Origin of the sequence: Kribbella sancticallisti (assembly GCF_039530625.1) — a bacterium.
Taxonomy (GTDB): domain Bacteria; phylum Actinomycetota; class Actinomycetes; order Propionibacteriales; family Kribbellaceae; genus Kribbella; species Kribbella sancticallisti.
In genome coordinates this window covers 256,076-281,350 of record NZ_BAAAOS010000048.1, presented here as the reverse complement: position 1 = coordinate 281,350, position 25,275 = coordinate 256,076, and the positions used below count along the sequence as shown (strand labels likewise).

General features: G+C 68.7%; 22 protein-coding genes and 2 tRNA genes. 15 read left to right on the top strand and 9 right to left on the bottom strand.

The genetic code is table 11. The features are described 5' to 3' along the window. From ABD255_RS30675 to ABD255_RS30665, 3 genes are all read left to right on the top strand, one after another. Positions 1-756: a class F sortase gene (locus tag ABD255_RS30675; RefSeq protein ID WP_344220167.1), complete on the top strand. Its 756-nt coding sequence runs from the start codon at positions 1-3 to the stop codon at positions 754-756. 11 nt (positions 757-767) lie between these two features. Next, a complete protein-coding gene (locus ABD255_RS30670; protein ID WP_344220166.1) occupies positions 768-1,220 on the top strand; it encodes a hypothetical protein in 453 nt (150 codons plus the stop codon). A 495-nt stretch (positions 1,221-1,715) separates the two neighbouring features. Beyond that, positions 1,716-3,230, top strand: a complete 1,515-nt coding sequence (locus ABD255_RS30665) for an HNH endonuclease signature motif containing protein (protein WP_344220165.1) — start codon at positions 1,716-1,718, stop codon at positions 3,228-3,230. A 733-nt stretch (positions 3,231-3,963) separates the two neighbouring features. Here the strand turns inward: ABD255_RS30665 and ABD255_RS30660 are convergent. The 3 genes from ABD255_RS30660 to ABD255_RS30650 all read right to left on the bottom strand — a co-directional run bounded on the left by ABD255_RS30660 (position 3,964) and on the right by ABD255_RS30650 (position 5,940). Next, complete coding sequence (locus ABD255_RS30660) at positions 3,964-4,350, bottom strand: PIN domain nuclease (RefSeq protein WP_344220164.1); 387 nt, start codon at positions 4,348-4,350, stop codon at positions 3,964-3,966. 436 nt (positions 4,351-4,786) lie between these two features. Beyond that, positions 4,787-5,494 (bottom strand): carbon-nitrogen hydrolase family protein, encoded by a 708-nt coding sequence (locus ABD255_RS30655; protein WP_344220163.1) that lies wholly within the window; start codon positions 5,492-5,494, stop codon positions 4,787-4,789. Beyond that, entirely contained in the window at positions 5,494-5,940 is a 447-nt protein-coding gene (locus tag ABD255_RS30650) for a MarR family winged helix-turn-helix transcriptional regulator (protein ID WP_344220161.1), read from the bottom strand. The genes ABD255_RS30655 and ABD255_RS30650 overlap by 1 nt, the downstream gene beginning before the upstream one ends. A 77-nt stretch (positions 5,941-6,017) precedes the next feature. On the opposite strand from ABD255_RS30650, the gene ABD255_RS30645 reads away from it, so the two are divergent. The 6 genes from ABD255_RS30645 (at position 6,018) to ABD255_RS30620 (ending at position 9,426) form a co-directional block, all read left to right on the top strand. Continuing rightward, the gene (locus ABD255_RS30645; RefSeq protein ID WP_344220159.1) at positions 6,018-6,218 is read left to right on the top strand and encodes a hypothetical protein; all 201 of its coding nucleotides are present in this window, start codon (positions 6,018-6,020) and stop codon (positions 6,216-6,218) included. Between the two features lie 51 nt (positions 6,219-6,269). Then, entirely contained in the window at positions 6,270-6,704 is a 435-nt protein-coding gene (locus tag ABD255_RS30640) for an SRPBCC domain-containing protein (RefSeq protein WP_344220158.1), read from the top strand. Further along, a complete protein-coding gene (locus tag ABD255_RS30635; protein ID WP_344220156.1) occupies positions 6,701-7,033 on the top strand; it encodes an ArsR/SmtB family transcription factor in 333 nt (110 codons plus the stop codon). The genes ABD255_RS30640 and ABD255_RS30635 overlap by 4 nt, the downstream gene beginning before the upstream one ends. Before the next feature lie 19 nt (positions 7,034-7,052). Beyond that, the gene (locus tag ABD255_RS30630) at positions 7,053-7,490 is read left to right on the top strand and encodes a nitroreductase family deazaflavin-dependent oxidoreductase (protein WP_344220154.1); all 438 of its coding nucleotides are present in this window, start codon (positions 7,053-7,055) and stop codon (positions 7,488-7,490) included. Between the two features lie 295 nt (positions 7,491-7,785). After that, complete coding sequence (locus ABD255_RS30625; RefSeq protein ID WP_344220152.1) at positions 7,786-8,514, top strand: CDP-alcohol phosphatidyltransferase family protein; 729 nt, start codon at positions 7,786-7,788, stop codon at positions 8,512-8,514. Between the two features lie 18 nt (positions 8,515-8,532). Then, entirely contained in the window at positions 8,533-9,426 is an 894-nt protein-coding gene (locus ABD255_RS30620) for a DMT family protein (RefSeq protein WP_344220151.1), read from the top strand. Here ABD255_RS30620 and ABD255_RS30615 read toward each other — a convergent pair. Together ABD255_RS30615 and ABD255_RS30610 are read right to left on the bottom strand one after the other, a co-directional pair. Continuing rightward, entirely contained in the window at positions 9,371-10,549 is a 1,179-nt protein-coding gene (locus ABD255_RS30615) for an AAA family ATPase (protein ID WP_344220148.1), read from the bottom strand. The two genes, ABD255_RS30620 and ABD255_RS30615, sit on opposite strands and share 56 nt — an antisense overlap. Positions 10,550-10,582: 33 nt before the next feature. Next, complete coding sequence (locus ABD255_RS30610; RefSeq protein ID WP_344220146.1) at positions 10,583-11,500, bottom strand: LysR family transcriptional regulator; 918 nt, start codon at positions 11,498-11,500, stop codon at positions 10,583-10,585. A gap of 51 nt (positions 11,501-11,551) precedes the next feature. On the opposite strand from ABD255_RS30610, the gene ABD255_RS30605 reads away from it, so the two are divergent. Next, a complete protein-coding gene (locus ABD255_RS30605) occupies positions 11,552-12,505 on the top strand; it encodes a Gfo/Idh/MocA family protein (protein ID WP_344220144.1) in 954 nt (317 codons plus the stop codon). 228 nt (positions 12,506-12,733) lie between these two features. Here the strand turns inward: ABD255_RS30605 and ABD255_RS30600 are convergent, their stop codons facing one another. The 3 genes from ABD255_RS30600 to ABD255_RS30590 form a co-directional block, all read right to left on the bottom strand. Then, positions 12,734-14,599 carry an ABC transporter ATP-binding protein gene (locus tag ABD255_RS30600; protein ID WP_344220142.1) on the bottom strand — a complete coding sequence of 622 codons (1,866 nt, stop codon included), beginning with the start codon at positions 14,597-14,599 and terminating at the stop codon, positions 12,734-12,736. 115 nt (positions 14,600-14,714) lie between these two features. Further along, on the bottom strand, positions 14,715-16,379 hold the full coding sequence (locus tag ABD255_RS30595; protein ID WP_344220401.1) for an ABC transporter ATP-binding protein: 1,665 nt from the start codon (positions 16,377-16,379) through the stop codon (positions 14,715-14,717). A gap of 331 nt (positions 16,380-16,710) precedes the next feature. Further along, a complete protein-coding gene (locus ABD255_RS30590) occupies positions 16,711-19,506 on the bottom strand; it encodes a phage tail protein (protein ID WP_344220140.1) in 2,796 nt (931 codons plus the stop codon). A gap of 169 nt (positions 19,507-19,675) precedes the next feature. Between ABD255_RS30590 and ABD255_RS30585 the strand changes: the two genes are divergently transcribed. Genes ABD255_RS30585 through ABD255_RS30575 form a run of 3 tightly spaced genes read left to right on the top strand, consistent with a single transcriptional unit; the run spans position 19,676 to position 22,938 of the window. After that, on the top strand, positions 19,676-20,737 hold the full coding sequence (locus tag ABD255_RS30585) for an ATP-binding protein (RefSeq protein ID WP_344220138.1): 1,062 nt from the start codon (positions 19,676-19,678) through the stop codon (positions 20,735-20,737). 5 nt (positions 20,738-20,742) lie between these two features. Then, the gene (locus ABD255_RS30580; RefSeq protein WP_344220136.1) at positions 20,743-22,530 is read left to right on the top strand and encodes a vWA domain-containing protein; all 1,788 of its coding nucleotides are present in this window, start codon (positions 20,743-20,745) and stop codon (positions 22,528-22,530) included. A gap of 54 nt (positions 22,531-22,584) precedes the next feature. Next, entirely contained in the window at positions 22,585-22,938 is a 354-nt protein-coding gene (locus ABD255_RS30575; protein ID WP_344220134.1) for a VOC family protein, read from the top strand. Positions 22,939-23,517: 579 nt separating this feature from the next. On the opposite strand, the gene ABD255_RS30570 is transcribed toward ABD255_RS30575, so the two are convergent. Further along, positions 23,518-23,588, bottom strand: a tRNA-Gly gene (locus ABD255_RS30570). 126 nt (positions 23,589-23,714) lie between these two features. Here ABD255_RS30570 and ABD255_RS30565 point away from each other — a divergent pair. Both ABD255_RS30565 and tig read left to right on the top strand, forming a co-directional pair. Next, positions 23,715-23,787: transfer RNA gene (locus tag ABD255_RS30565), tRNA-Pro, on the top strand. Positions 23,788-23,864: 77 nt separating this feature from the next. Next, a complete protein-coding gene (tig, locus tag ABD255_RS30560) occupies positions 23,865-25,259 on the top strand; it encodes a trigger factor (protein WP_344220132.1) in 1,395 nt (464 codons plus the stop codon). Positions 25,260-25,275 lie beyond the last annotated feature (16 nt).

The following is a 25,275-nucleotide window of genomic DNA, read 5'->3' as shown; positions in this document are numbered from 1 at the left end:
GTGACCACCGGCAAACGTCGCGGCCGACCTGCCCCACTCCGGTGGGGCGGGTCGCTCGCGATCGCCGGCATCGCCGTCGCCATCCTCGGCGGCTACCTCCACTTCAGCGACCAAGCGGGCGCCGATCCGGGGGACGGCGGTCCGGCCGCGGCCTCGCCGCGGACGCCTCGACCGCTGCCGACCACGACTGCCACGACTGCCTCGGGTGCGTCGTCCGCCTCGGACCCCTCGGCCACCTCGATCCCCACCGGGCCTCCGGGCACCTCGTCCTCCTCAGGTACCGGGCGCACGTCGTCCTCGGCGAAGCCGCTTGCGGCCACGCCCGGGGTGCCGTCCCGGATCTCGATCCCTTATCTCGACGTCTCGGCACCGGTGGTCGGAATCGCCGCAGAGCAAGGCTCTCTGACTCCTCCATCCGACGCCCGACAGGTCGGCTGGTGGTCCGGTGGTGCGTTGCCGGGAGCACGCCGCGGCTCGGCGGTGATCACCGGGCACACCGTGCACGCCGGCGGTGGCGCCTTCGACGATCTCGAGCAGCTTCGCGCCGGGGACGTCGTCGCGGTGACCACCTCGAGTGGTCCGTTGAGTTACCGCGTCACCGGCGTCACGACGTACCGGAAGCAGGCGCTGGCCAGGAGCGCCGCGGCTGTCTTCGACCAGAGCGTGGCCGGCCGGCTGGTGTTGATCACCTGCGAGGACTGGACCGGCAAGGTCTACCTGAGCAACGTGGTCGTGGTCGCCCAGCGGATGGCGTAGCCTGCTCGACCGTGACGATCGATGGGGTGGACAGCTCGGACCGGACCGCGCCGGACGTGTCGTTCGAGGACCTGCTGGCGATGACGCCGGAGTCGATGCGGGAGGTCTTCCCGCCGACCCGCTGGCAACTGGGCAAGCTGTGGGCGCTGGACCTGAAGGTCGAGCCGGTCGAGGTCGCCGACCTGCTCTGGATGTTCGACCTGCCGCTGTGGCCCCTGAACGGCGAACGCTTCAAGCTCACCCCGAACCAGGTCGCCGCCACCCCGATGAACTTCCGCCCGCACTACGAGCGGGTGATGAACGCCGACCTGGACTTCCCCATCCACCTGGTCGCCTACCGCGGCCGGCTCGTCGTCCTCGACGGCGTACACCGCCTCCTCAAGGCCCACTTCCTCCGCCGCCGCTGGATAGAAGCCAAAATCGCCACCGCAGCCCAACTCCTGGAGTGCGTCCCCACCGACTAGACGCTGACTCTTTGGTCACCTTGGGCCGCCCCGTCGCCCGCCGCCCGTCGCCCGTCGCCCGTCGCCCGCCTGCCGCCTGCCGCCCGTCGCCCGTCGGTGACCGCCGGCGTTTGCCGCCCGCCGCCCGCCGTCTGCCGCCCGCCGCCTGTCGCCCGCCGGTGACCGCGATCTTGCTATCGGCAACGACATGGGCCTGCCCAAAAGTGCTGCAGTTGCCAACGCTCCTATCGACGCGGATGCAGCCGTCTGACCTCTCCATCCTTCGAGCCACCGGGTCCGATCAGTACGCCCTTGCCCGCGATGACCACCGGCGGCCAACCGCATGCTTACACCGCCCTGTGCCTGTGGACATGCTGTCCTCAATATGCCAGACCTCGCCCCGCTCCCGGGCATTTCCGTGGACAACCTGACAGCTACCTGCCAATCACGGAATCCCTTGCCCACAAGGCGTTCTCAGCTCGAAAACTGTCGGCGGCCGTGTCTAGAGTCATAGGCATGGAGACGTTGGAGATGCGCCCGCCGTGGCTGCAGAGTGGCAGCGATCTGCTGTCCACTCTCGACGCGCTCGCCGCCGAGGACGCCCTGCGCCACACCTACCGCCTCCAACTGATCGCCCACCTGGACAAGATCGGCCACGCCAAAGACCTCGGCGCCCGCGACACCATCGAACTCCTCTCGATGCGCCACCGCCTCAACCCCACCGACGTCCGCCGCGACCTCAAACTCGCCCTCGCCCTCCCCAAGTACGAAACCGTCACCGCCGCACTCCCGGACCCTCAGGCCGCAAGCACCTGCGCCGACCTTGACGGCGACGCTGAGCCAGTTGCCGACGCCACCGACCTCGGCTCTGCCTCCGCTGACGGAGAGCCCGGCGCGCCGGCGCCGGTCCGGCTGCATCCCGGCCAAGCCCACGCGATCGTCTCCGCCCTGGAGAAGGTCCCGGCCACGGTCCCGGTCGAGGACCTTCTGGTCGCGGAGGAACAGATGGTCGAAGCCGCCAGATACCTGTCCCCGGCCGACCTACGCGTCCTCGGCAAACGCGTCGTCGACACCCTCGACACCGACGGCACCGAACCCGCCGAAAACGACGCCTACCACCGCGAAGCACTCTGGCTACGCCCCGCCGACCACGGCCTCAAATTCGGCGGCTACCTCGCCAACGAAAACGCCGAGTTGTTCAAGACCGCGATCCACGCCCTCGCCAAACCCCACAAAACCGTGGACGGCGAACTCGATCCGCGATCCCGCGACAAGCGCCAGGCCGACGCCCTCGTCACCATCCTCGACACCGCCACCACCGCCAGCACCGGCCCCGGCGTCCCCCATCTCACCGTCACCATCGACTTCACCGACCTGAAGGCTGCCACCAGCCAAGCCGTCGGGGAACTGGTGCACGGCGACAACCTGTCCGCGGCCGCCGTCCGCCGGCTGGCCTGCGACGCCGCGGTACTCCCCATCGTGCTGGGTTCGAAGTCCCAACCCCTGGATGTGGGCACCGAACAACGCTTCGTCACCGGCGCAATGCGTAAGGCTCTGAACAAACGCGACAAGGGCTGCATCATCTGCCAAGCCCCGCCACCGCAGTGCCACGCCCACCACATCATCCACTGGGCCGACGGTGGTCCGACGAGCATCGACAACCTCGCCCTGTTCTGCGGCTCCCACCACACCGCCATCCACCACGGCCACTACACCGTCACCATCACCAACGGCGCAGTCCACGTCTCCCGCCCCACCTGGGCCGACCCGGTCCACCGCTCCGCGCGGCCGGCGCGGCCGCACGCAAAGCCAGCCACGCCGGCTCCCCTCAACTCAGCCCCGGACTTCAAGGGCGGCAACCCGGCACGCCCTGATGCGGCCCGTGAGCTGTTCGGGCTGGTGAGAATCGGCCAGCCGCCCACCCCACCAGCCGCCTCCGGTCAACTGTCCTGGCTCACCCCAGCAGCCGCCGAGCGCCTCGATCCATGGGGCCAGCGATCCAGCGAGCCCGACCTAGTCGACAGCGGCTGACCCACAAGGGCACACCAGTGCCCCCACCCGGGGGTGCCCAGGATGGAGCGGACCCGGCCAGCCAAAGCACTTCGTCACCAGCCGACCCGACCGACCCGACCCGACCCGGGCCGACCCGATCCGACCCAACCCGACCCAACCCGACCCACCCGGGCCGACCCAACCCGACCCAACCCGATCCGACCCAACCCGATCCGAGCCAACCCGACCCAACCCGATCCGAGCCAACCCGACCCAACCCGGCCCGAGCCGACCCAACCCGGGCTGAACCGACCCAACCCGGGCCGGGCCGTCTGTCGGCGGGTACTGCAATCCGACCGCCCGGCGAAGTCGTCTTTCCCCGGTCGTGCGGAGGCGCCTTCCCGCAACACCGTGCTGGGGCAACAGTTGTGCTTGTGGCGGAGTCGGCGCGTGGTTTCGGTGCCGATTGGCTTGCCCAGATGCTGACCGGAAGGCGGTCAGTTCTCAGTTCTACACCGATGAGCCATGGACGCTCCTGCGAGTCACCAGGCTCAGCGCCCTGGTTCATGTGCTCCTGGCTGAGGTGGTGCCGACGGCCGCTGGGTAGGCGATCGAAGGTCGGGCCCAGCGCGGGATTCTCATCGTCTCGGGAGTCCGGGATTCTCATCGTCTCGGGAGTCGACGGCGGGTCGATTCGGTTCCTGCTGGCGTTCGAGGGCTCGCTGGTGGACGAGGACTACCGCACTAGACGGTGAACAGGAGGACTACCGCACTAGACGGTGAACAGGTGGAGCTTGAATCCGATAGAGGACGCCAGGTGGGTCAGATCGCCGCGGTCCGGGGTCACTGGTAACCACTGACGCTTGATGCTGCACGGCTGTGACGACCACGATCGCGTCGACGACGTCCGCAGTACCGGAGGACTTGCAGACGACGCCTGCCCGCGGCCGATCCGTTGGTCGTCCGAGACGATGTCGCAGCCTTTGAGCAAGCGGGAGATCTGATGCTGCGGCCCGCGGCGCCAAACCTGTGCGAGCACGACGACCGGCACCAGACGGCGGATGTGCGCGGCAGTCAACTCGTCGTGGAGGGCGAGCAGGTCAGGGGAGCGACGTTCGGCTGCCACCAGGGCGTCGGCGTCGTAGACGATCGATCGCACTCGCCGGCCGTCGGCCAGTTGTCGTCGTAGAGCAAGCCGTTCTCCATCATGAACTGCCGGGCCAGCATGAACTGCCGGGCCAGCATGAACTGCCGGGCCAGCATGAACTGCCGGGCCCGCTGGCGAGATTCGTCGGGAAGCGGCCCTCCGACCTGCTTCGTACTCCGCGATCAGTTCCCGGGCGTCGGCGCGACCGCCAGCGCGCGCCGCAGCAGCCTGCGCCTTCTCCACGGCGGCCTCGGCCAGCCACGCGGACACCAACTTGCCTTCCTCCGCAGCCGCCGCCTTGATCGTCGCATCGACCTCAGGAGGTACCGAGATCGACAGCTTCCGCGCCGTCATGAAGCTCACCACAGCAACGGCAGGAACGGGCCTTCCTACCACTTGTACGTCCAGCTCCGCGTGAGAGGCCAGGCGGCGAAATGGTCCCAGCTGGTCAGACCACCACCACGATTCGCCCTTCGGTCAGCTCGGGGACCTGAGCGACAACCTCTCCCGAAGGATCGATGGCCGAGATCGGGCCGTAGCAGACCCTGTCGGCATCGGTGGGCCCCGTGACGTCGGCCGAGATGACCCAGACCCCGGCCTCCCTGGCCCGCCGCTGACGCATCTGCTGATGAAGTTCTCTGTACTCCGTCGCCACCGCGGGCCGCATCATGTTGTTGCACGGGCAAAGCACCGCCGAGACGCCCTGGGCTGCGAGTGCCGCGACCCCATCCGGGAACTGCAGGTCGAAGCAGATGTTGATCCCGAACAGAGTTCCGTCCAGCTCGAACACCGGATCGCTGTCGCCGGCGCTGAAGATCGCCTCACCAGGCAGCAGGTGCCTCTTCCGATAGCGGCCGACCAGACGTCCGGCACGCACCACGACCGCGGTGTTGTAGAGGCGGTCGCGGTCGCGCTCGATCAACCCGAAGACCAGCGTCGGTTCAACCCCTGCCAAACGCTCGAGTACTTCGGAGAAGTCAGCCGACTGGAGGTCGAAAGCGTGCGCACGGGCGGCTGTGGGGGACGTCAAGTAGCCCTGGAGGAAGGCCTCGGGGAAGCAGGCGATGGCGGTGTCGGGTAGTGCCGCTGTCAGTTGGCGTAGGGCTGCGTCGAGGTCGAGCCGGTACTCCGGGACCTGGTACGCGGCGACGTGCATCAGGTCGTCGCTGCGGCGATTACTCGGGTGAGGGATTTGTGGAGGGCTTCCAGTTCGCTCAGCGTCATGCCTAGGCGGTCGATGATGGCGGGTGGGATGTTGAGGGCCTGGGTGCGGAGGGCCTGGCCTGAGTCGGTGAGGGTGACGGCCAGGGAGCGTTCGTCGCGGGGGTCGCGGGCTCGGGTGAGGTAGCCGCTGGACTCGAGGCGTTTGAGGAGCGGCGAGAGCGTGCCGGGGTCGAGTTGGAGCAGACCGCTGAGTTGCTTCACCGAGAGAGGTGATTCCTCCCACAGCGCGAGCATCACCAGGTACTGCGGGTGGGTCAGTCCCATCGGCTCCAGCAGCGGGCGGTAGAGCGCGATGACGCTGCGGGATGCGACCGCCAGCGCGAAGCAGACCTGGCGGTCCAGCGCGAGCAGATCCACCTCTTCGGACACCTCGGGCATTTTTCTCCTTCGATCGGCGTTGACTACAGTATCAATTGGTGCACAAACTATTGCCACACCAAGCATCTGGAGTCGTGATGAGCAAGAAGACCGACGGACTGGGCCTGCCGTACCGGATCAGGTGGCGCCTGGTCTGGTTGCTGCTGCACGTCGCCGGCCCGGCGACGCTGCCGGATCACCTGGACCCCCGCCGCCGGATGGAGCGCGAGCGCGCCGCCCGGGTCGCCCGTTTCCAGGCTCGCAAAACCGCCGAGGATCAGGCCCACCAGACCGCTTGATGTGCAAGTCCAGACTTGCGCATCAACCCCGCAGCTGGCAGAGTCGCCGACATGGAGAGCATCGAGCGCGAGCTGTACGTCGAGGCGCGGCCGGAGCAGGTCTGGACCGCGTTGACGCAACCCGAGCACTTCGCCACCTGGTATGCCTTCGGCGGCGCCGAGATCGACCTGCGCCCGGGCGGCCGGCTGGTGATGCGCTGGGACGAGCACGGTGAGTACCGCGGGTTCGTGGAGAAGGTCGAGCCCGGCCGCCGGTTCGCCTATCGCTACGCGGTCGACCCGGACGTCGACGCGGCGCCGGGCAACTCCAACCTGGTCGAGTTCACCCTGACGCCCGAAGGCGAAGGGACTCGGCTGCGTGTCGTGGAGAGCGGATTCGACCGCCTCGACGTTCCCGCCGAAGTACAGGTCAAGAAGGCCGACGAGTCGGCCCAGGGCTGGGATGGCGGGCTCGCCGCCCTCGCGGAGCTGGCTCCACAGGTATGACCACCGCCGCGGTTCTGGTCGCACTCGCGGATCCGACCCGACGGCGGCTCGTCGAACTCCTCGCAGCCCAAGGCGCCCGTACTGCGACCGCCCTGGCCGCGGAGCTCCCCGTCACCCGGCAGGCCGTAGTACAGCATCTGGCAGTACTACGGGAAGCGGGCGTCGTCGACAGCCTGAAGTCCGGCCGTGAGGTCCGGTTCGGCTTGTTGCCGCGGGCGCTGACCGAGGCGGCGAGCTGGATGGAGCAGGTCGCGGCGCAGTGGGATCACCGGCTGGCGGCCATCAAGCAGCTCGCCGAGCAACTCCCGGACGTGAGCGGCAGACCCTAGCGTCGGGCAGAATAGTGACATGTCATCAGACCAGGACTATGCGCCCAGCCCGACCGGTTGGGTCCGGAACGCGGTGGCCAAGATCGAGGCCGCGGGGGACACCAAGGCGGGCCAATGGGGTCCGCTCGGCGTGGTCCTGCTGACCATGCGCGGCGCCAAGACCGGCAAGCTCCGCAAGGTGCCGCTGATGCGGGTCGAGCACGAGGGCAAGTACCTCGCGGTCGGGTCCGACGGCGGCGCCGCGAAGCACCCGGTCTGGTACTACAACCTGCTGGCCGACCCCAAGATCACCCTGCAGGACCGCACCGAGTCGCGCCCGATGATCGCCCGCGAACTCACCGGCGACGAGCGGGCCGAGTGGTGGGAGCGGGCCATCGAGGTCTTCCCCAACTACCGCGAGTACCAGCGGAAGACCGACCGGCTGATCCCCGTGTTCCTGCTGGAGCCGGTTCAGTAGTTCGTCAAGACTCCCGCCGAACGGTATGCGGTCTCCGGTCGAGCACCTGCCTTGTGAGACGCTGACGCAGCGAGGTCGTGTTGGCAAGCCCTGTGCGTGCTGCGCGGCACTCGGCACGGCACCTCGCCGCACTGGAGCAAAGGCCACAATGGAAGAGCACCGAGGCCTTCACTCCAGCACACCGGGCTACCGTGCCGAGCACCTGCTCGCGACTGCACAGGGGTTGCCAACACGACCTAATCCGGCGCGTGGCGTCGGCCGAGTTCTGGGAGTTCTCCTGACCACAAGTGACGCGGTGCGGGAACCGTTCGTCGGGTCGACGCGACTGCGTCTGGCCGGACTGGCACTGCATGCCTATACCGCGAGCGGAACGGTGCTCGCGCTGCTGATCGTGATCGCCGCCATCGACGGCGATGCTGTCCGGGCGCTCTGGCTCGGCCTGGCCGCGCTGGTGATCGACGGTACGGACGGAATGATCGCCCGCCGGCTCCGGGTGAAGGAGACGATCCCGTGGTTCGACGGCGCGATGCTCGACAACATCGTCGACTACCTGACCTACGCCTTCGCGCCGATCGTGCTGCTCTGGACCGGTGACTACCTGCCCGGCGGCTGGTACGGCGCGGTGCTGGCGGCGCTGCCGCTGCTTGCCTCCAGCTACCAGTTCTGCCGGACGGACGCGAAGACCGACGACCACTTCTTCCTCGGCTTCCCGAGCTACTGGAACGTGGTCGCGTTCTACGTCGTGGTGCTAGGGCTCGCCCCGGCGGCGACCGGCGTGATCCTGCTGGTCTGCTCGATCCTGGTGTTCGTGCCGGTGAAGTACGTCTACCCGTCGCGGACCAAGGCGTTCCGGTCGATGAACCTGCTGACCACCGCGATCTGGCTCGGTTCGTACGCCGTCCTGCTGACGCAGATGCCGGACCCGAGCGCGATCGTGGTCGGGATCTCGCTGGCCTATCTCGTGTACTACGGCGTGCTGAGCCTCTACCTCACCTTCTGGGTGCCACGGCGCAAGGCTGCCTGAGTTGACGGGATCCATCCAGTGATAGCCGGACTGAGCGCTGCCCTCGGCGCCGCTGTGCTCTTCGGCATCGCGGCGATCCTGCAGGCGGTGGGATCGCGCAAGGTGCCGACGGGCTCGGAGCTCGACCCGCGGCGGCTCGCGGGGTTCGTCGTCGCGCTGCTGAAGCAGCCCGCGTTCCTGGCCGCGCTGGTGCTCAACCTGGCCGGCTTCGGGTTGCACTTCGTGGCGCTCCGGCTGCTCCCGCTCTACCTGGCGCAGGCCGGGATCGCGGCCAGTCTGGTCGTCACCGCGCTGCTGGCGACCCGGCTGATGAGCGATCAGCTGAGCGCGATCGAGTGGACGGCCGTGGTCGGGGTCTGCGTGGGTCTCGGCCTGCTCGCGGTATCAGCGGGCCACGCCGGCGAGAGCGCCAGCCACCACGGCCTGACGATCGGCATCATCGTCGGGCTGGTCGTGATCGCCGTACTCGGTGGACTCGCGAGCCGCTCGCAGCACGCGAGTGCCACGGCGATGCTCGGCCTGCTGGCCGGACTCGGGTACGCCGGGGTCGCGATCTCGGCCCGCCTGCTGGAGGACGGCTCGCTCGGGCAACTTTTCAGCAGCCCCACGACATACACGCTGCCGATCAGCGGAGCACTCGCCTTCGTGCTCTACTCCCTCGCCCTGCAACGCGGTTCGGTGACGCTGGCGACCACCCCGATGATCGCCCTGCAGACGATCACCCCGGCCGCGGTCGGAGTACTGGTCCTCGACGACGCAGTACGGGACGGCTGGTACGCCGGTGCGCTCGGTGGGTTCGTGGTGACCGCGATCGGCGCGCTGATCCTGGTCCGGTTCGAGAGCGTCAAGGACGAGACTAGCGAGACGGCCACTTCCACGGCGGCTCGTCCAGAGGGCCCTGACCGTCGATAGCGGTCTGGCCGAACTCCTTGATCAGCTCGATGGTTTGCAGGTCGACCTTGGTCTCGTCGGCGCCGGCCTGAAGCGCTGCCAGAAAGGGGCGCGAGTGGGTCACGACGATGACCTGCGTGCCGTTGGCCGCGGTGACGACCAGGTTCGCCAGCGCGGGTAGCAGGTCTGGGTGCAGGCTGGTCTCGGGTTCGTTGAGGACCAGGAGCGCGGGCGGCCGCGGGGTGAGCAGGGCAGCGACCCACAACAAGTACCTGAGAGTGCCATCCGACAGTTCCGCGCCGGACAGCGGTCGAAGCAGGCCGTGTTGCTGGAAGGCGATCTCGAAACGTCCGTCGGAACTGCGGATGTCGAGGCGGCTGCCGGGGAAGGCCAGCTCGATCGCCTGATCGATGGCGCCGGGTGCGCCGATCTCCCGGATGGTCTGGAGCGCGGCCGCGACGTCGGCGCCCTCTGGTCCGAGGATGGTCGTCCGGGTCCCGATCTGCGCCTGCCGGGCGGGTGCGTCGGCGTCCGTGCGCAGGTGGTCGTAGAACCGCCACGACCGCATCCGCTCCCGCAGGCTCAGCAGTTCCGGCGCCCGGTCCGGGTCCGCGAACTCGCTGAGCATGCTGTCGAACGACTGCAGCACGTGCCCGCCGTCGTGCCACTTGCCGTCGTCGTCGCGGATCCTGACCCCACCGTTGCCCCGGTCGGCCAGCAACGCGGCCGGCCGCAGGAACGGACCGGCCCACAGCGCCTCCCGCTTGATCTCCGGATCGAGCCCGAAGGCCGAGCGACTCGGCTGCGGCAGGCCGAGGTCCATCGCGTAGCCGTAGTCGTCCGACGCGAAGCCCATCCGCAGGCTGACCGACTTCGTCCGGACCGTGCCCTGGACCGGCTGCTCACCGCGCCGGACCGCGTTCGAGATGTTCTCCGGCCCGGCCCACAGGGTCGACGGCAACCCGCCCTCGCGTGCCAACGCCGCCACCGCGCCGTTCCGCGAAGCATCAGCCAGCAATCGCAGAGCCCGGTAGAGGCTGGACTTTCCGGTCCCGTTCGACCCCGTCACCACGTTCAGCCGCCGCAACGGCACCACCAGCCGCCGAAGCGACCGATAGTTCTCGATGGCCAACGTGGTCAACATGGCAGCCAACGTACCGGCCACCTCGGACAGTCCTCAGCCGGCGGCTCGTAGGTGACTGAGCACGGTTCGCAGTACGGGAGAGCCCTGCGCGCCCTCGCGTACCGCGGCGAACAGGTGCCGGCGAGGTTGTTGATCGGCCACTGGGCGAACCGCGAGGCCCGGTGGCAGGTCGCGCTGCGCGAGGCGGGGGAGAAGAGCCACTCCATGGCCGTGGGCAACTAGTTGGGTCGCCGCCAGCCAGTCATCGACCTCGTGCCTGATATCGGGCGTGAAGCCCGCAGCAGCGCAGGAGGTGGCGGTGATGGAGGCGCAGCAACCGCCGGGTGAGCCGGTGATCCAGACGGCGGTGGCGAGGTCGCGCAAATCAATCGCCGGCTGCCTCGCACTCGGATGGCCAGCCGGTACTGCGACGTCCAGCAGGTCGGCGCCAAGCTCCACCCGGTGGTACCGGGGATCTTCGACGGTCGGCGAACCGTCGAAGGCGACTGCGATCGCGACGTCGACCCGGCCCGCGTCCAGTTGGTCGAACAGTTGAGGTGGCTCGCTCTGGCGAACCGAGACCACAAGCTGCGGAAGGCCCGCAGCCAGGGTGTCCAAGGCCGTCGGCAACAACCCCGCCAACGCGGTCGAGAACGCCCCGATCCGGACCGTGCCGCGCAGCGTCTCGTCGAACGCCTGCAGATCGTGCCGCGCGTGCTCTAGTTGGGCGAACACGGCGTCGGCGTGGCTCAGCAGCACTTCTCCTCGTGGGGTCAACGCGATCCGCCGGCCGTCCTTGCGGGTGACCGGGAAGCCGAGATCGTGCGACAGCCCGGCCAGTTGCTGCGAGACCGCCGACGGGGTCAGATGCAGCGCCTCGGCGGTCGCCGTGACCGTGCCACGCTCGCGGAACTCGCGCAGGACCCGCAGTCTGCGGAGATCGTCCATGAAGTCGTGGCTTAACTGTTCCATGCGTAAAGAGTAGATGGACTGGATCATGTGCAGGAGTCCAGACTGGCAGACATGAGCACAGCACCGATCCGCCTCGGAATCGTCGGACTCGGCGCGATGGGCCGTCACCTCCTGGACGTCGCCGCCGGGCACCCGGACTTCGAGGTCGCCCGCGCGGCCGACCGGAATCCAGCCACCGTCGCCGCGCTCCAGGTCGATCACCCGGGCATCAGGTTCAGCACCGATCCGGCCGACGTCATCGGGTCGGACCAACTCGACGCCGTCTACATCGCGACTCCGCCCGCCACGCACGCGTCGTTCGTCGTACCGGCGTTGGAGGCTGGGCAGGCGGTGTTCTGTGAGAAGCCATTGGCTGTGTCGGCCGCGGACGCGGACGCGATGGTGGCGGCCGCGCGGGCCGGCGGTCGGGCGGCGGCGGTGAACTTCTCCCTGTCGGACCGGCAGTCCACCAAGTACGTCGAGCAGGCGATCGCGGACGGCCGGGTGGGGGAGGTCCTGGGCGTCGAGATCCGGCTGACCTTCCCGGTTTGGCCACGCGGCTTCCAAACCGACGCGACCTGGGTGGCCGGGCGGGAGCAGGGCGGGTTCGTCCGCGAGGTCTTCTCGCACTTCGCCTATCTGACCGACCGCCTGCTCGGGCCGCTGGTGCCGGTCCACACCCGCCTGGCCCATCGGGACGAGGCGAGCGAGACAGCGGCGTACGGGCTGATGCTCGCGGGTGATGTCCCCGTGCACCTGACCGGTGTGGTGGGGGCAGCAGGGCCGGAGAGCTATGAGTGGATCCTGCGGGGGAGTCGGCAGTCCTACCGGCTCAGCGACTGGCGCGATCTGTTCGTTGCTGAGGGCAAGGAGTGGCGACCGGTCGAGCTGACCGGTGAGCTCGGCTCGGAGGCCACCCGGCTCGCGCTCTTCGCCGAAGCTGTCAGGGGCGAGCACTTGCACGACCTGGCCGACTTCGCCGCGGGCTATCGGGTGCAGCAAGTGATCGAGGCCTTCCACCGATGAGGGTGATCGAAGCCATCGACCCGGACACGCCCGCATGGTCGAACGACCCTCGATCCCTTGGCAGGCAGGGCAGGTGCGCATCGAGGTGGCCGCCATCGGCGTGATCTACCTCGACATCCAGGAAGGCACCAGCGCCTACCCGCGCGAACAGCAAGGTGCTGCTGTTTCCGGCCCGCAACGGCGATCGCCCCGGGCTGGGGGCCCGGGGCGNTCGCTTGTAGTGCGGGCTCAGGCGAGCGAGTCCTCCCACGCCTGGTGCAGCCCGGCGTAGTTGCCGCCGTCGGTGATCAGGGCCGACGGTGCGCCGTCCTCGATGACGCGGCCGTGCTCGAGCACTATCACCCGGTCGGCGGTCTCCACCGTCGACAGGCGGTGCGCGATCACGATCGCGGTCCGGTCGTCCAGGATGGTCCGCAGCGCGCGCTGGATCAGCCGCTCGCTGGGGATGTCGAGGCTGGAGGTCGCCTCGTCCAGGATCAGCACCGCCGGGTCCGCCAGGAACGCCCGGGCGAACGCCACCAGTTGCCGCTGCCCCGCGGACAACCGGTTGCCGCGCTTCTCCACGGCCGTCTCGTAGCCGTCCGGCAGCGCCATGATGAAGTCGTGCGCGCCGATCACCTTGGCCGCCTCGACGATCTCGTGCATCGTGGCGTCCGGCTTGCCGAACCGGATGTTGTCGGCGACCGTGCCGGTGAACAGGAAGTTCTCCTGGGTCACCATCACCACCCGCTCGCGCAGGTCGTCCTCGGTCAGCTTCCGCAGGTCGATCCCGTCCAGCAGCACCTGCCCGCCGGTCGGGTCGTAGAACCTGGCCACCAGCTTGGCGATGGTGGTCTTGCCCGCGCCGGTGGTGCCGACCAGGGCCAGCGTCTGCCCGGCCGGTACGTCGAGGTCGAGCCCGGGCAGCACCGGCACCCCGTCGACGTACCGGAACTGCACGTTGCGCAGTTCCAGGTGACCGCGCGCCTTCGTCGGCCGCACGGGCTCGGTCGGCTCGGGGACGTCCGGCTCCTCGTTGAGCACGCCGGACAGCTTCTCCAGCGCGGCGCTCGCGGACAGGAAGGTGTTGTAGAACTGCGAGATGTCCTGCAGTGGCTCGAAGAACTGCCGCAGGTAGAGCAGGAACGCGGTCAGCACGCCGACCGTGACGTGCCCGTGGTAGGCCTGCCAGCCGCCGTACGCCAGGATCGCGACGATGGTGATGTTGCCGACGCCCTTGATCGACGGCATGAAGATCGCGTTGATCCGGAACGACTCGAGGTTGGCCTCGCGGTACTTGTCGTTGACCTCGAAGAAGATCTCCTCGTTGCGCGGCTCCCGGCGGAACGCCTGGACGGCGCGGATGCCGCCCATCGACTCGACGAAGTGCACGATCACCAGGACGACGGCCTCGCGGGTCCGCCGGTAGACGATCGCCGACCGGCGGCGGAACCACCTGGTCAGCAGGAACAGCGCCGGGAACGACAGCAACGCGATCAGGCCGAGCTGGAGATCCAGCACGAGCAGCAGGACCGCCGTGCCGACCAGCGTGAGCAGGGCCGTCACCAGCCCGTCGAAGCCGGTCCGCAGCATCTCGTCGATGACGTCCACGTCCGACGTCAGCCGGGAGATCACCCGTCCCGACGTGTACTTGTCGTGAAACGAAGGGCTGAGCCGCTGGAAGTGGTCGAACACCCTGCGGCGCAGGCCGAGCAGGATGGTCTGGCCCAGCCGGCCCGACCGCATCAGGAACAGTTGCCGCGCGAACGCCTGGATCAGCGCCGACGCGAACACCACCCCGACCACCGTGAGCAGCGTCTGGCTGCCCTCGCCGGCGAGGATCGGCGGGATGCCCTTGTCGATGCCGAGGTGGACCAGGTACGGCACCGCCAGCCGGGCGGCGTTCTCGACCAGGACGATCACGACGAGCAGCCAGATCATCTTGTGGTAGGGCCGCAGCAGTTCGCCGAGCAGCTTGCGCGAGTGCTTCTGCAACCGCACGGTGGTTGCCCTGGACAACTCGTCGTTGCCCTCCTCGGCATACCCGCGCCACGAGTCGTCCTGCTCCTCCGGCTGATCGTCAGAGGACTGTGGTGTCTGCTGGGTCGTGGTCATGAGGCCTCCCGGCCTGGACTGAGGAGCGCAGGGAGCGAAGCGACTGGAGTGACGAGGGAAGGCCGGGAGTTGAGCCTCATGACCCGCCGCGCCGGAGGCGCGGCCATGAATACCGTCATGCGTGCACCTCTTCCTCTTCCGCGGCGAGCAGTTGCCGGTACGCCGGAACGGTGGCCAGTAGTTCCTGGTGCGTTCCGACGGCGGTGATCGTGCCGTTCTCCAGCAGCGCCACCTGGTCGGCCAGCATCACTGTCGAGGCCCGATGTGCCACCACGATGCCGGTGGTCTCGGCGAGCACGTTGCGCAGCGCCTCCTCGACCAGGGCCTCGGTGTGGACGTCGAGCGCGGACAGGGTGTCGTCGAGGACCAGGATCGCCGGCCTGGCCAGCACCGCCCGGGCGAGCGCGAGCCGTTGCCGCTGACCACCGGAAAGGGACATACCCTGCTCGCCGACCCTGGTGTCCAGACCCCAGGGGAGGTCGTTGGCGAAGGTCGCCTGGGCGATCTCCAGCGCCTGCTGAACGTCCGCCTCGGTGGCGTCCGGCCGGCCCAGCGTGATGTTCTCCCGGGCACTCATCGAGAACAACGTGGGGTCGTCGAAGGCCGACGCCACCGCGCTGCGCAGCGACTCCATGCTGAGGTCCCGGAGGTCGTGCCCGTCGATCGTGATCCGGCCACCGGTCACGTCGTACAGGCGGGGGACCAGGGAGGTGAGGGTGGTCTTGCCGGACCCGGTGGCCCCGACCAGCGCGAGCGTCGTACCGGGCGCGAGATCGAGGTTGATGTGGTGCAGGACATCCGCCGAGTCTGGGTCGAACCGGAAGCTGACGTTCTCGAACCGCAGGTGCCCACGCGGGTTCACCAACTCGTCCGGACCGTCGGTGATGGTGGACTCGGTGTCGAGGATCTCGCTGATCCGGTCCGCCGACGTCATCGCCTCCTGCGCCATCGCCAGGATGGTGCCGAGCGACGACACCGGCCAGATCAGCGACAGCATCAGCGTGATGAAGGCGACCAGCGTGCCCAGCGTGATCGACTCCCGGCCGACGGCGAGCGCACCGAGCAGCAGCACGATCACCAGCGTCAGGTTGGGGATCACCCCCAGGAAGGTCCAGAAGCGCGACGACAGCCGGACCTTGTCGACCGACGTGTCGTAGAGCCTCATCGCGCCGTCGTCGAACTGCTGCTTCACGTGCTCGCGCCGGCCGAACGCCTTGATCACCCGGAAGCCGACCGCCGACTCCTCGATCTGGGTGGCCAGGTCGCCCTGCTGGTCCTGCACCCGGCGGGAGATCGCCAGGTACTTCTTCTCGAACTGCAGTGACAGCACGATGATCGGCGCCGCCGCCACCAGGACGACGATGCCGAGCGGCCAGTAGAGCTGCAGCAGCAGGATGGTGACGACCACCAACTGCAGCACGTTGATCACCAGGAACAGCAGGCCGAAGCCCATGAACCTGCGGATGGTGGACAGGTCGGCGGTGACCCGGGAGAGCAGTTGCCCGCTCTGCCAGCGGCTGTGGAACTCCATCGGCAGCGACTGCAGCCGGATGTAGAGGTCGTTGCGGAGAGCGGCCTCGAGGTCGCTGACCGCCCGGGACTGGGCCCAGCGGCGGACCCAGACGAGCAGTACTTCGCTGATGCTCAGCCCGAGGGCGAGCAGCCCCAGGGGGAGGAGCAGGTCGATCTCACGGCGGGTGACCGGACCATCGATGATGGCCCGGGTGACGAGGGGAACGGTGAGGCTGACCGCCACGCCCAGGATGGCCGTGGAGAACATCGTCACCAGGCGCCACTTGTGGGGGCGGAGATAGGGGCGGAGGCGCCAGAGATTCTGGCTTCGCCGGGGGTTGGTACGACTAGAAGGGGCAGCGATCGACGGCGCTTGGACAGGTTGCTCTGAGGGCATCTGGAGGGGCGCACTTCCCAACATGCTCGGCACGGGATTGTCGCGACCGGAAAACGGCGCACTTTCCAGTATCACCGAGTGGTAAGCGCTTGTCCTGCGGATTCCATTCCTTGGTGACGAATTACCGCTTGTTGCAATGGGTGAGCCCCGGCACCGGGCGGTGACGGGGCTCACAGTCATTACGAGTCGTGATGAGTACCCGCTACGGATTCACCCTCAGGAAGGCGACGGCGTCGATCGCGGCCGGGGCGGTCGAGGTGGAGACGATCTTCACCGCCCCGGAGCGCAGCGGGGTGATCGGGAGATAGGTGATCTTGCGCTGCGTGGTGGTGGCGGCCAGGTTGACCGTGCCGAGCTTGATGTTGGCGTGGTAGACGTCCACCCGGCCCTGGCCGGGGCCGTTGATCGTGACGAGGGCGACCCGGGCCGCGGTCTCCCCGGTCTTGGTCAGGTAGGCGCCGTTCGCCTTCAGGATCGAGGTGGTGCCCTGGAACGCCAGCGTGCTGGTGGACCTGGTCACCGTGCCGGCCGACGTCAGCGCCCGGTCGTCCTGCGGAGCGACCGAGCAGATCTGCGGCGACCAGCCCGACAGGTTGCCGAGCACGTCCCGCGCCCGGACCAGGAAGCACTGGTCCCAGCCCAGCCGCGGCGACCAGGTGATCGACGACAGCTGCGTGTTCTGCCAGGCCGCCGGGTAGATCCACTGGCCGAGCGCCGCACCCGGAGCCGCCGTCTTGTAGACGATGTCGTAGGTGGCGACCGCGGTCTCGTCGGAGTACGCGAACCGGAAGGTGGTCTGGCCGCTCAACTGGGTGCGGTCGCCGATCCGCAGGGTGACGAGCGACGGCGCGATGCCGTCCACCTCGCTGCAGTAGGAGGTGCTCCACGCGCTCAGGTTCCCGGCGTAGTCCCGGGCCCGGACCTGCCAGCAGGTGTCAGTGCCAGGAGCCGCGCTGTAGCTGGCCGCCGTCGTCTTGAGGCTCTGCCAGCCCGCCACCTGGTTCCACGCGCCGTACGGCGAGGTTCGGTTCGGGCGCTGCTGGATCCGGAGGTCGTACGAGAAGACGCCGGTGGCGGGCGAGTTCGGGTCCTGCGGGTCGGTGTAGGCCCACTCGAACGACAGGCTGGTGTTGTCGCGCAGCCGGTCGCCGGCGGTCGCGCTGGTCAGCACCGGCGCGACGGTGTCAGGGCGTTGCTGCGGGTCCGGTGTCAGCCAGGTGAGGTCGATGATCCGGGGACGGGCATCCGGGTCGGCGTAGATGATCTTGGCTCCGCCTGCCCCATCCGCACGGAAGGCGGCGGGCTGCAGCCGGCCGAGTACAGGTCCGTAGCGACGCTGCTGGAGGCCCTGGTCGTTCAGGTCGGTGACCAGCAGTTCCTTGGTCGACAGGCCGTTCGCGTCCTGGCCGACGGCTGTCTGGACCACGAATCCGTTGCCCAGCTGGGAATCCGCGGCGACGGTGAGGTTGCGAGGAGCCTCCGGACCGGACACGTCGACGACTTGGTTGCCGCCGGTGCAGCCGCTCAGCAGGGCCCAGCGTCCGTTCACCCGGTCGGCGCCGACCGCGCAGCCACTGGCCACGATGACCGTCTTGATCGCCTGGGTAGCCAGGTTCTTGCCGGTCAACGCTCCGGGCTCCGTGACCTTCCAGACCGAGTCGTCCGCCAGGGCGAACGGTACGTCGTAGTCGGCGACCTTGGTCTTGCTCGCAACGTTCCACACCTCGGCGGTGGTCGCGTTGGGGGCGCGGTGCGAGACCAGCTTGCCGCCCTTGCCCAGGATCACCTCGTCGGTCGCCGGGAAGGTCAGGTCGCCGCCGGAGCCGCGGACTCGGGCGATGCCCGCCTGATAGCTGACCAGCGTGGTCCCCTCGAGTTGCAGAGGCTTCGTCGAGTTGCTGCTGCTCAGGGATGACCAGGTGGTGCCGTTGGTGGTGGTCTCGTACAGGCCGTGGTCCGGCTGGAAGTCAGCCGTCACCACGCGCGCGCCGGACAGTTCGACGCCGCTGACCTGGGCCGCGAACGCCGGCGTGGCCTTGACGGTCGTCAGCACGCCGTCGGCGCCGACCGTGGCGACCTTGCTCTGGGCCGAGATCAGCAGGCGGCCGTTGCCGAGGTCCGCGGCGTCGTGCACGCCGGTGACGAACTGCTGGGTGACCGTGCCGGTCGCTACGGCGACCTTGGCGAGCGCCTTCGTCTCAGGCACCCGTACCGCGACGTCGTCGCCGACTGTCAGCAGCGGGAGACCGAAGGGCACCTCGACCGTGCCGGTGGTCGCGCCCTGCTTCCAGCCGAGGGTCTTCGAGGTCGCGGTCGCCGCCGTCTGCCAGATCACTCGGGTCGGGGTGAGCTGGGCCCAGGCCGGGTTCGAGGCGAGCGTCGCGGCAGCGGTCGCGGTACCGGTTGCCAGGTCGATGACGGACAGCTTGCCGGCGACGCTGATCAGGATCGACGTGGCGGTGGTGTCCAGGATCACCGGATCGCCGAACGTGGCGCCGGTGACGGGCTTCTCGGTGTTGTCCACGCCACGCAGTGCGAACGAGCCGCCGTCTGCCGCACGGGAGAGCAGGATGCCGCCGGGGTAGGCGCCCTGATAGGTCGCACCGGCCGGTACTGCGACCTGGCTGGTCGTGTCCGTCGCGATGTCCCGGAAGGCGACCTCGGTCGCGGCGGGAGTGACGACGTACTTGCCGAGCAGAGTCGGGACCTTGTCGGGCTCGTCGCGCAGCCTGGGCGCGGTCCGTACGACACTGCCGTTCGCCGTGCTGAGGATCTCCCACGGCTCCGGGGAGTGGTCGTCGGGCTGCCCGTACGACGTCACGTAGTACGAGGTGGACGCCTGCCGGATCTGGACCGCGGGATCCGCGACCGGGCGGTTGCCGACCGCTGCTCCCTCGCCCAGGTGGGTGGGCGGATCGGCCGCCATCACCTTCACCGCGGCGAACGGCAGCAGGACCACCGCGCAGGCGGCAGCGATCAGCTTGGAACGGACCATCATGGATTGAACCCCCTTGGCGCCCGGCTGCCGGGCCGCCGATTCCCCTTGAAGGGCGGCACTTTAATCGCAGATCACGCGCCAGTGGAAGCGCTTGCTGTGAAATCCGGGTGACACCGCGGGCCCGCTGCCGGATGCTGGAGGGCGAATCCGACCCGCCCGAAAGGACCCGATGCAGGCTGCCGTCACGGTGACCCCGGCGCAGTTGCCGGAGGTGTTGCTGCACGTCGCGGTGGTCCGCCCGGTGTTCGTCTGGGGCGCGCCCGGGATCGGCAAGTCCAGCCTGGTCCGGGCGTTCTCCGACTCGCTCGGGCTGGACTGCGTCACCCTGCTCGGGACCCAGCTCGCGCCCGAGGACCTGATCGGCGTACCGCAGATCGTCGATGGCCGGAGCCGGTTCGCGCCACCGGCCGGCATCGCCCGCGACACCCCCTACTGTCTGTTCCTGGACGAGTTGAACGCGTCGTCGCCCGAAGTACAGAAGGCGTTCTACTCGCTGATCCTGGATCGCCGGATCGGTGACTACGAACTGCCGGCCGGGTCGGTCGTGATCGGCGCCGGGAACCGGGCGACGGACAACGCGCTGGCGCGGCCGATGGCGAGCGCCCTGCTGAACCGGCTGGTGCACGTCCATCTGCGGGCCTCCGGCAGCGACTGGCTCGAGTGGGCGGCCGGCGCGGGGATCCACCCCTGGGTCCTGGACTACCTGCGCAACCGGCCGGACCACCTGTGGACCGCGCCACCGAAGACCGAGGAGCCGTTCTCCACGCCGCGCAGCTGGCACATGCTGTCCGACGCGCTGCACTCCTACGGTGACGGAATCGACGACGAAACGCTCCGGATCCTTGCCTTCGGCACCTTGACGGCCGCGCACGGCTCGGCCTTCCGGGCGTACGTGAAGACGGTGCGGAACGCGTTCGGGCTGGAGGCGGTGCTGAAGGGTGAGACCGGCTGGCCGGCGGCTCCGGAGGACCGTGACCTGCTGTACTTCCTGGCCGAGACCTTCCGGGCACGGCTGGTGAAGGAACTGGCCGCTGCCAAGGCCTCGGCGAGCCCGGCCGCGCGGCAGTTGGCCCACCGCGGCAAGTCGTTGCTGGTCGAGCTCGCGGAGATCTCACTCGAGATCGCGCAGCTCGTGATCGCGTCCGACGAGGACGGTCGGCCGGTGCTGCCCGGGTGGTTCCTGGTCGAGGTGACGCGGGACCTGCCGCGGCTCGTCGCTGCCCGGGCCTGAGGGTCATGTCCTCTCGCCGGAAGAAGAAGGATCCAGCGCTGGAGGCGATCCAGGTCGCTTGGGAGCGGGTGTCGAACCATCCGTTGTTCGCGCCGATGGTCTATCGGTGGGTCGACCTGCGCCGGGATCAGCGCGGGCCGTGTCCCGCGGACGGCTGGGCGGTGATCTCCTCCAGCGGCACGATCTACGTTCACCCGACCCGGCGTGCGTCGGTGGAGGAGTGGGCTTGGGTGTTCGCGCACCTGCTGATCCACCTGGGGCTCGGGCATGGATCGCCTGATCTACCTGATCATGACCGCGCGTCTGGTGCGGCTTGTGATGTGGCGGTCAATCGGTTCCTGTCGTCGCTGGGGATCGGGCGAGCGGTCGTGTCGTTGCCCGGAGATCTGCCCGCGACTGACGAGGACGCACTTGCGCGGCTTTGGCGACGGGTCGGAGTACCGGCTGAGTTCGACGGGCTGGGGGTGGCAAGCGGGCGTGGCGACGTACTGCTCGAGCGGTGGAACGGCCGGGGGGATCCGCCGCCCTGGACCGAGTTGTTCGCGGCCGGGTTGTCGGATGCGGCGGCCGCTGCGGTGGATGTCGCCGGTGGGGCTCGGTCGTCGTTGTCAGATGTGCGTGGCGTCGCCGATGACTGGGATCTGGCGCTGGGGTGGTTCGTTTCGTCGTACCCGTTGCTGGGGGCGTTGGCGGCGAGCCTGAAGGTGGTGGCCGAGGCCGAACTCGCTCGCGGCTGGGACATCCAGATCGCCGCCGTCAACGCCGAGGCGGGGGAGATCTACGTCAACCCGCTGATTCGGCTGACCCGGAACGAGTGGCGGTTCGTGATGGCGCACGAGATGCTGCACGCGGCGCTGCGGCACGGGGCCCGGGTCGGTGGGCGGGATCCGTGGTTGTGGAACGTGGCCGCCGATCTGGTCATCAACGGGTGGCTGGTCGAGATGGGCGTCGGGACGATGCCGGAGGGCGTCCTGTACGACGCGTCGCTGCGCGGGCTGTCGGTGGAGGGCGTGTACGACCGGATCGCCACCGATCTGCGGCGGTATCGGAAGCTGGCGACGCTGCGAGGGGCCGGGCTCGGGGATGTGCTGGGTGCGCCGCTGCCGCATGCCGGTGAGGCCCGGCGAGCGTCTGACCTGGACGACGTCTACCGCCGTGCGCTGACGACTGGTCTGGCCTATCACGATTCCGCGCGGGGGCTCCTGCCTGCGGGGTTGGTGGAGGAGATCCGGGCGCTGGAACACCCGCCGCTGCAGTGGGATGCGCAGTTGGCTCGGTGGTTTGAGGAGTACGTGCCGTCTGTGGCTCGCGTTCGTACGTACGCCCGGGCTTCGCGCCGCCAGGGCAGTACTCCGGACATCCCGCGGCCTGGGTGGATCCGCCCGACCTCGGTCGACCGGCTTCCGACGTACGGGGTGGTGCTGGATACGTCGGGTTCGATGGACCGTGCGCTCTTGGGGAAGGCGCTCGGCGCGATCGCGTCGTACTCGGCGGCTCGCGATGTTCCCGCGGCGCGGGTCGTCTTCTGCGACGCGGCCGCGTACGACGCCGGGTATGTCCCCGTCGACGACATCGCCGGCCGAGTGCAGGTCCGGGGACGCGGTGGCACCGTCCTGCAGCCCGGTGTCGATCTCCTGGAACGCGCCGACGACTTCCCGTCCGACGGCCCGATCCTCATCATCACCGACAGCGATTGCGACGTACTCCGCGTCCGCCGCGACCACGCCTACCTGATTCCCGCCGGCGCGACCCTGCCGTTCACTCCCCGTGGGCCGGTTTTTCGGGTCCAGTGAGCGTCTGAATATGCATGGATGCGGGCACCGGGATCGGTAGTGGAGGTGAGTGCGATGAACTATCTGGTGCCAGTGGTCGAGGCTGTCGTGGTGGACTGTGTGGATCCGGTCGCGGTGGCGAAGTTCTGGCAGCAGTTGATGGGTGGGGAGTTGGTCTGGACCGACGACGGTGACGTCGACCTGCAAGGCGGCCCGGTGCGGCTGTACTTCCAGCGGGTCGCCCACGACGCCAAGCGCGGCAAGAACCCGCTCCACCTGGATCTGCGCGTCCCTCACGACGCACACCGTCAGGCCATCGACCGAGCGTTGTCGCTCGGCGCCACCCTGGCCCACGACGTCTACGACGGTCACGCCTTCCAGGTCCTACGCGACCCGGCCGGCAACGAGTTCTGCCTGATCTGGAACTAGTTGCTTTCAGGGTCGCCGCCCGAAGACATCGAGTTGCCTTAGGGTCGGCGCCCGAAAGCATCGAGTTGCCTTACGGTCGGCGCCCGAAGGCATCGAGCAGGCGGGTTTGCGCTGACGCCCCCGCCGGCAGGCTCCCGCTCGCGCCCGCACAACCCGCCCGAACTCGTCCCCAGCTACCCCCAGAATCTCCACGCCGCGTCTACTCATCTCGATCGGCCAGGGCAGCCCTCTGGGGTCGCCTGGGTAAAGGACATGCCACAGAACAACCACAACCGGCCAGTAGGTGGCAACCGCTACAACGCCGTAAAGCGGCTTGGGGCTATCACTGACCCAGTCGGCGTGCCCGTGTGCCCGTGGTGCTTGGCCCACTATCTCGCGCCACCACGAGCCAAAGCGAGCCGCAAAGCTGCACCACAGGAGGCCCGCATCGGAGCCACCCAGGGCCGCGGTCGTCATCGCGCACCAGGCCCGACCTGCGTGCTTCATCCTGGTGTAGCCGAGCCGGGAGCGCGTGGCGGCCCTGTACCTGCGAAAGGCCCAGGTCGGAGGGTTTGCCTCCGAGCTGGGCCTTTCGGTTTGAGCGGGTGACGAGAATCGAACTCGCGTAGTCAGTTTGGAAGACTGGGGCTCTACCATTGAGCTACACCCGCGTGCGCCCGCCTCAACGGGTGCGACAGACATGATTCCACATCCGCCGGTGCACTCTCAAATACGGGGGGCGCGGGAGGGGTGGGCGCGAGCACTGGTCCGCGTCGACTAGACTCGTGCGGTCACTGCGGGGCGTAGCGTAGTGGCTAGCGCGCCTGCTTTGGGAGCAGGAGACCGCAGGTTCGAGTCCTGTCGCCCCGACAAACCCCTGCAGCACCGTGCAGCGTGGCCTGTCCGGCCACGGCTGTGAACGTCACCGACCAAGGAGAACCGCCACCGTGAAGAGCACCGTCGAGTCCGTGAGCCCGACCAAGGTCCGGCTCATCGTCGAGGTGCCGTTCGAGGAACTCAAGCCGAGCCTCGACGCGGCGTACAAGAGCATCGGTCAGCAGATCGTCGTGCCGGGCTTCCGCAAGGGCAAGATCCCGCCGCAGGTCATCGACCAGCGGGTCGGTCGCGGTCCGGTGCTCGAAGAGGCGATCAACGACGCGCTGCCGAAGCTGTACTCGCAGGCCGTCCAGGACAACCAGGTCAAGGCGATCGGCCGGCCCGAGGTCGACGTGACCGAGTTCAACGACAAGGAGAGCCTGCAGTTCTCCGCCGAGGTCGAGGTCCGTCCCGAGATCACCCTGCCGGACCTGGAGGGCCTCGAGGCCGAGGTCGAGGACATCGCGATCAGCGACGACGAGGTGACCGAGCAGATCGAGGCGCTGCGGCAGCGGTTCGGTTCGCTCAACCCGGTCGAGCGCGCGGTCGGTGACAATGACTTCATCACGATCGACCTGTCCGCCACCAAGGACGGCGAGAAGATCGAGGAGGCGCAGGCGACCGGCCTGTCGTACCAGGTCGGCAGCGGTCAGCTGCTCGACGGCCTGGACGAGGCCGTCATCGGCCTGTCCGCGGACGAGTCGGCCACCTTCACCACCCAGCTGGTCGGTGGCGAGCTCAAGGGCGAGGACGTCCAGGTCGAGGTCAAGGTGACCGCGGTCAAGGAGCAGGAGCTGCCCGAGTTCGACGACGACTTCGCGCAGACCGCGTCCGAGTTCGACACCGCCGAGGAGCTGGCCGCCGACGTGCGCGGCCGGCTGGAGCGCGGCAAGCGCCTCGAGCAGGCCGGCGACGCCCGCGACGCGGTGCTCGAGAAGATCCTCACCCTGGTCGAGGTGCCGGTCCCCGAGGGCCTGCTGACCGACGAGCTGGCCGCCCGCCGGGAGAACCTGGAGCAGCAGCTCGGGTACTCCGGGATGACGTTCGCGCAGTTCCTCGAGGGCGAGGAGCAGACCGAGGAAGAGTTCGACGAGGACCTGAGGAAGCGTTCCGAGGACGCCATCAAGGCCCAGTTCGTGCTGGACCTGGTCGCCGAGCAGCAGGAGCTGAGCGTCAACGACCAGGAGCTGACCGAGCACATCGTCCGGCACGCGCAGCGGTCCGGCGTCAGCCCGGACCAGTTCGCCCAGCACGCGGTCGAGAACAACCTGGTGCCGAGCCTGGTCTCCGAGGTCGTCCGCGGCAAGGCGCTCGCGCACCTGGTCGAGAACGCCAAGGTCACCGACGCCTCCGGCAACACCATCGAGCTGAAGACCCTGCAGCCCGACGGCACGTACGCCGACCCCGAGGCCGAGGCTGCCGCCGAGGCCGAGGAGATCCCGGCCGAAGAGCCCGCCAAGGCCTGAGCCCCAGAACACACAG

Bases quoted from the DNA above. Each gene is read 5' to 3' on its own strand.
- ABD255_RS30665 (WP_344220165.1), top strand. From the start codon at position 1,716: ATGGAGACGTTGGAGATGCGCCCGCCGTGGCTGCAGAGTGGCAGCGAT.
- ABD255_RS30655 (WP_344220163.1), bottom strand. From the start codon at position 5,494: ATGCACGTCGCCGCGTACCAGGTCCCGGAGTACCGGCTCGACCTCGAC.
- ABD255_RS30650 (WP_344220161.1), bottom strand. From the start codon at position 5,940: ATGCCCGAGGTGTCCGAAGAGGTGGATCTGCTCGCGCTGGACCGCCAG.
- ABD255_RS30645 (WP_344220159.1), top strand. From the start codon at position 6,018: ATGAGCAAGAAGACCGACGGACTGGGCCTGCCGTACCGGATCAGGTGG.
- ABD255_RS30640 (WP_344220158.1), top strand. From the start codon at position 6,270: ATGGAGAGCATCGAGCGCGAGCTGTACGTCGAGGCGCGGCCGGAGCAG.
- ABD255_RS30635 (WP_344220156.1), top strand. From the start codon at position 6,701: ATGACCACCGCCGCGGTTCTGGTCGCACTCGCGGATCCGACCCGACGG.
- ABD255_RS30630 (WP_344220154.1), top strand. From the start codon at position 7,053: ATGTCATCAGACCAGGACTATGCGCCCAGCCCGACCGGTTGGGTCCGG.
- ABD255_RS30615 (WP_344220148.1), bottom strand. From the start codon at position 10,549: ATGTTGACCACGTTGGCCATCGAGAACTATCGGTCGCTTCGGCGGCTG.
- ABD255_RS30610 (WP_344220146.1), bottom strand. From the start codon at position 11,500: ATGGAACAGTTAAGCCACGACTTCATGGACGATCTCCGCAGACTGCGG.
- ABD255_RS30605 (WP_344220144.1), top strand. From the start codon at position 11,552: ATGAGCACAGCACCGATCCGCCTCGGAATCGTCGGACTCGGCGCGATG.
- ABD255_RS30600 (WP_344220142.1), bottom strand. From the start codon at position 14,599: ATGACCACGACCCAGCAGACACCACAGTCCTCTGACGATCAGCCGGAG.
- ABD255_RS30595 (WP_344220401.1), bottom strand. From the start codon at position 16,379: ATGTTCTCCACGGCCATCCTGGGCGTGGCGGTCAGCCTCACCGTTCCC.
- ABD255_RS30590 (WP_344220140.1), bottom strand. From the start codon at position 19,506: ATGATGGTCCGTTCCAAGCTGATCGCTGCCGCCTGCGCGGTGGTCCTG.
- ABD255_RS30585 (WP_344220138.1), top strand. From the start codon at position 19,676: ATGCAGGCTGCCGTCACGGTGACCCCGGCGCAGTTGCCGGAGGTGTTG.
- ABD255_RS30580 (WP_344220136.1), top strand. From the start codon at position 20,743: ATGTCCTCTCGCCGGAAGAAGAAGGATCCAGCGCTGGAGGCGATCCAG.
- ABD255_RS30575 (WP_344220134.1), top strand. From the start codon at position 22,585: ATGAACTATCTGGTGCCAGTGGTCGAGGCTGTCGTGGTGGACTGTGTG.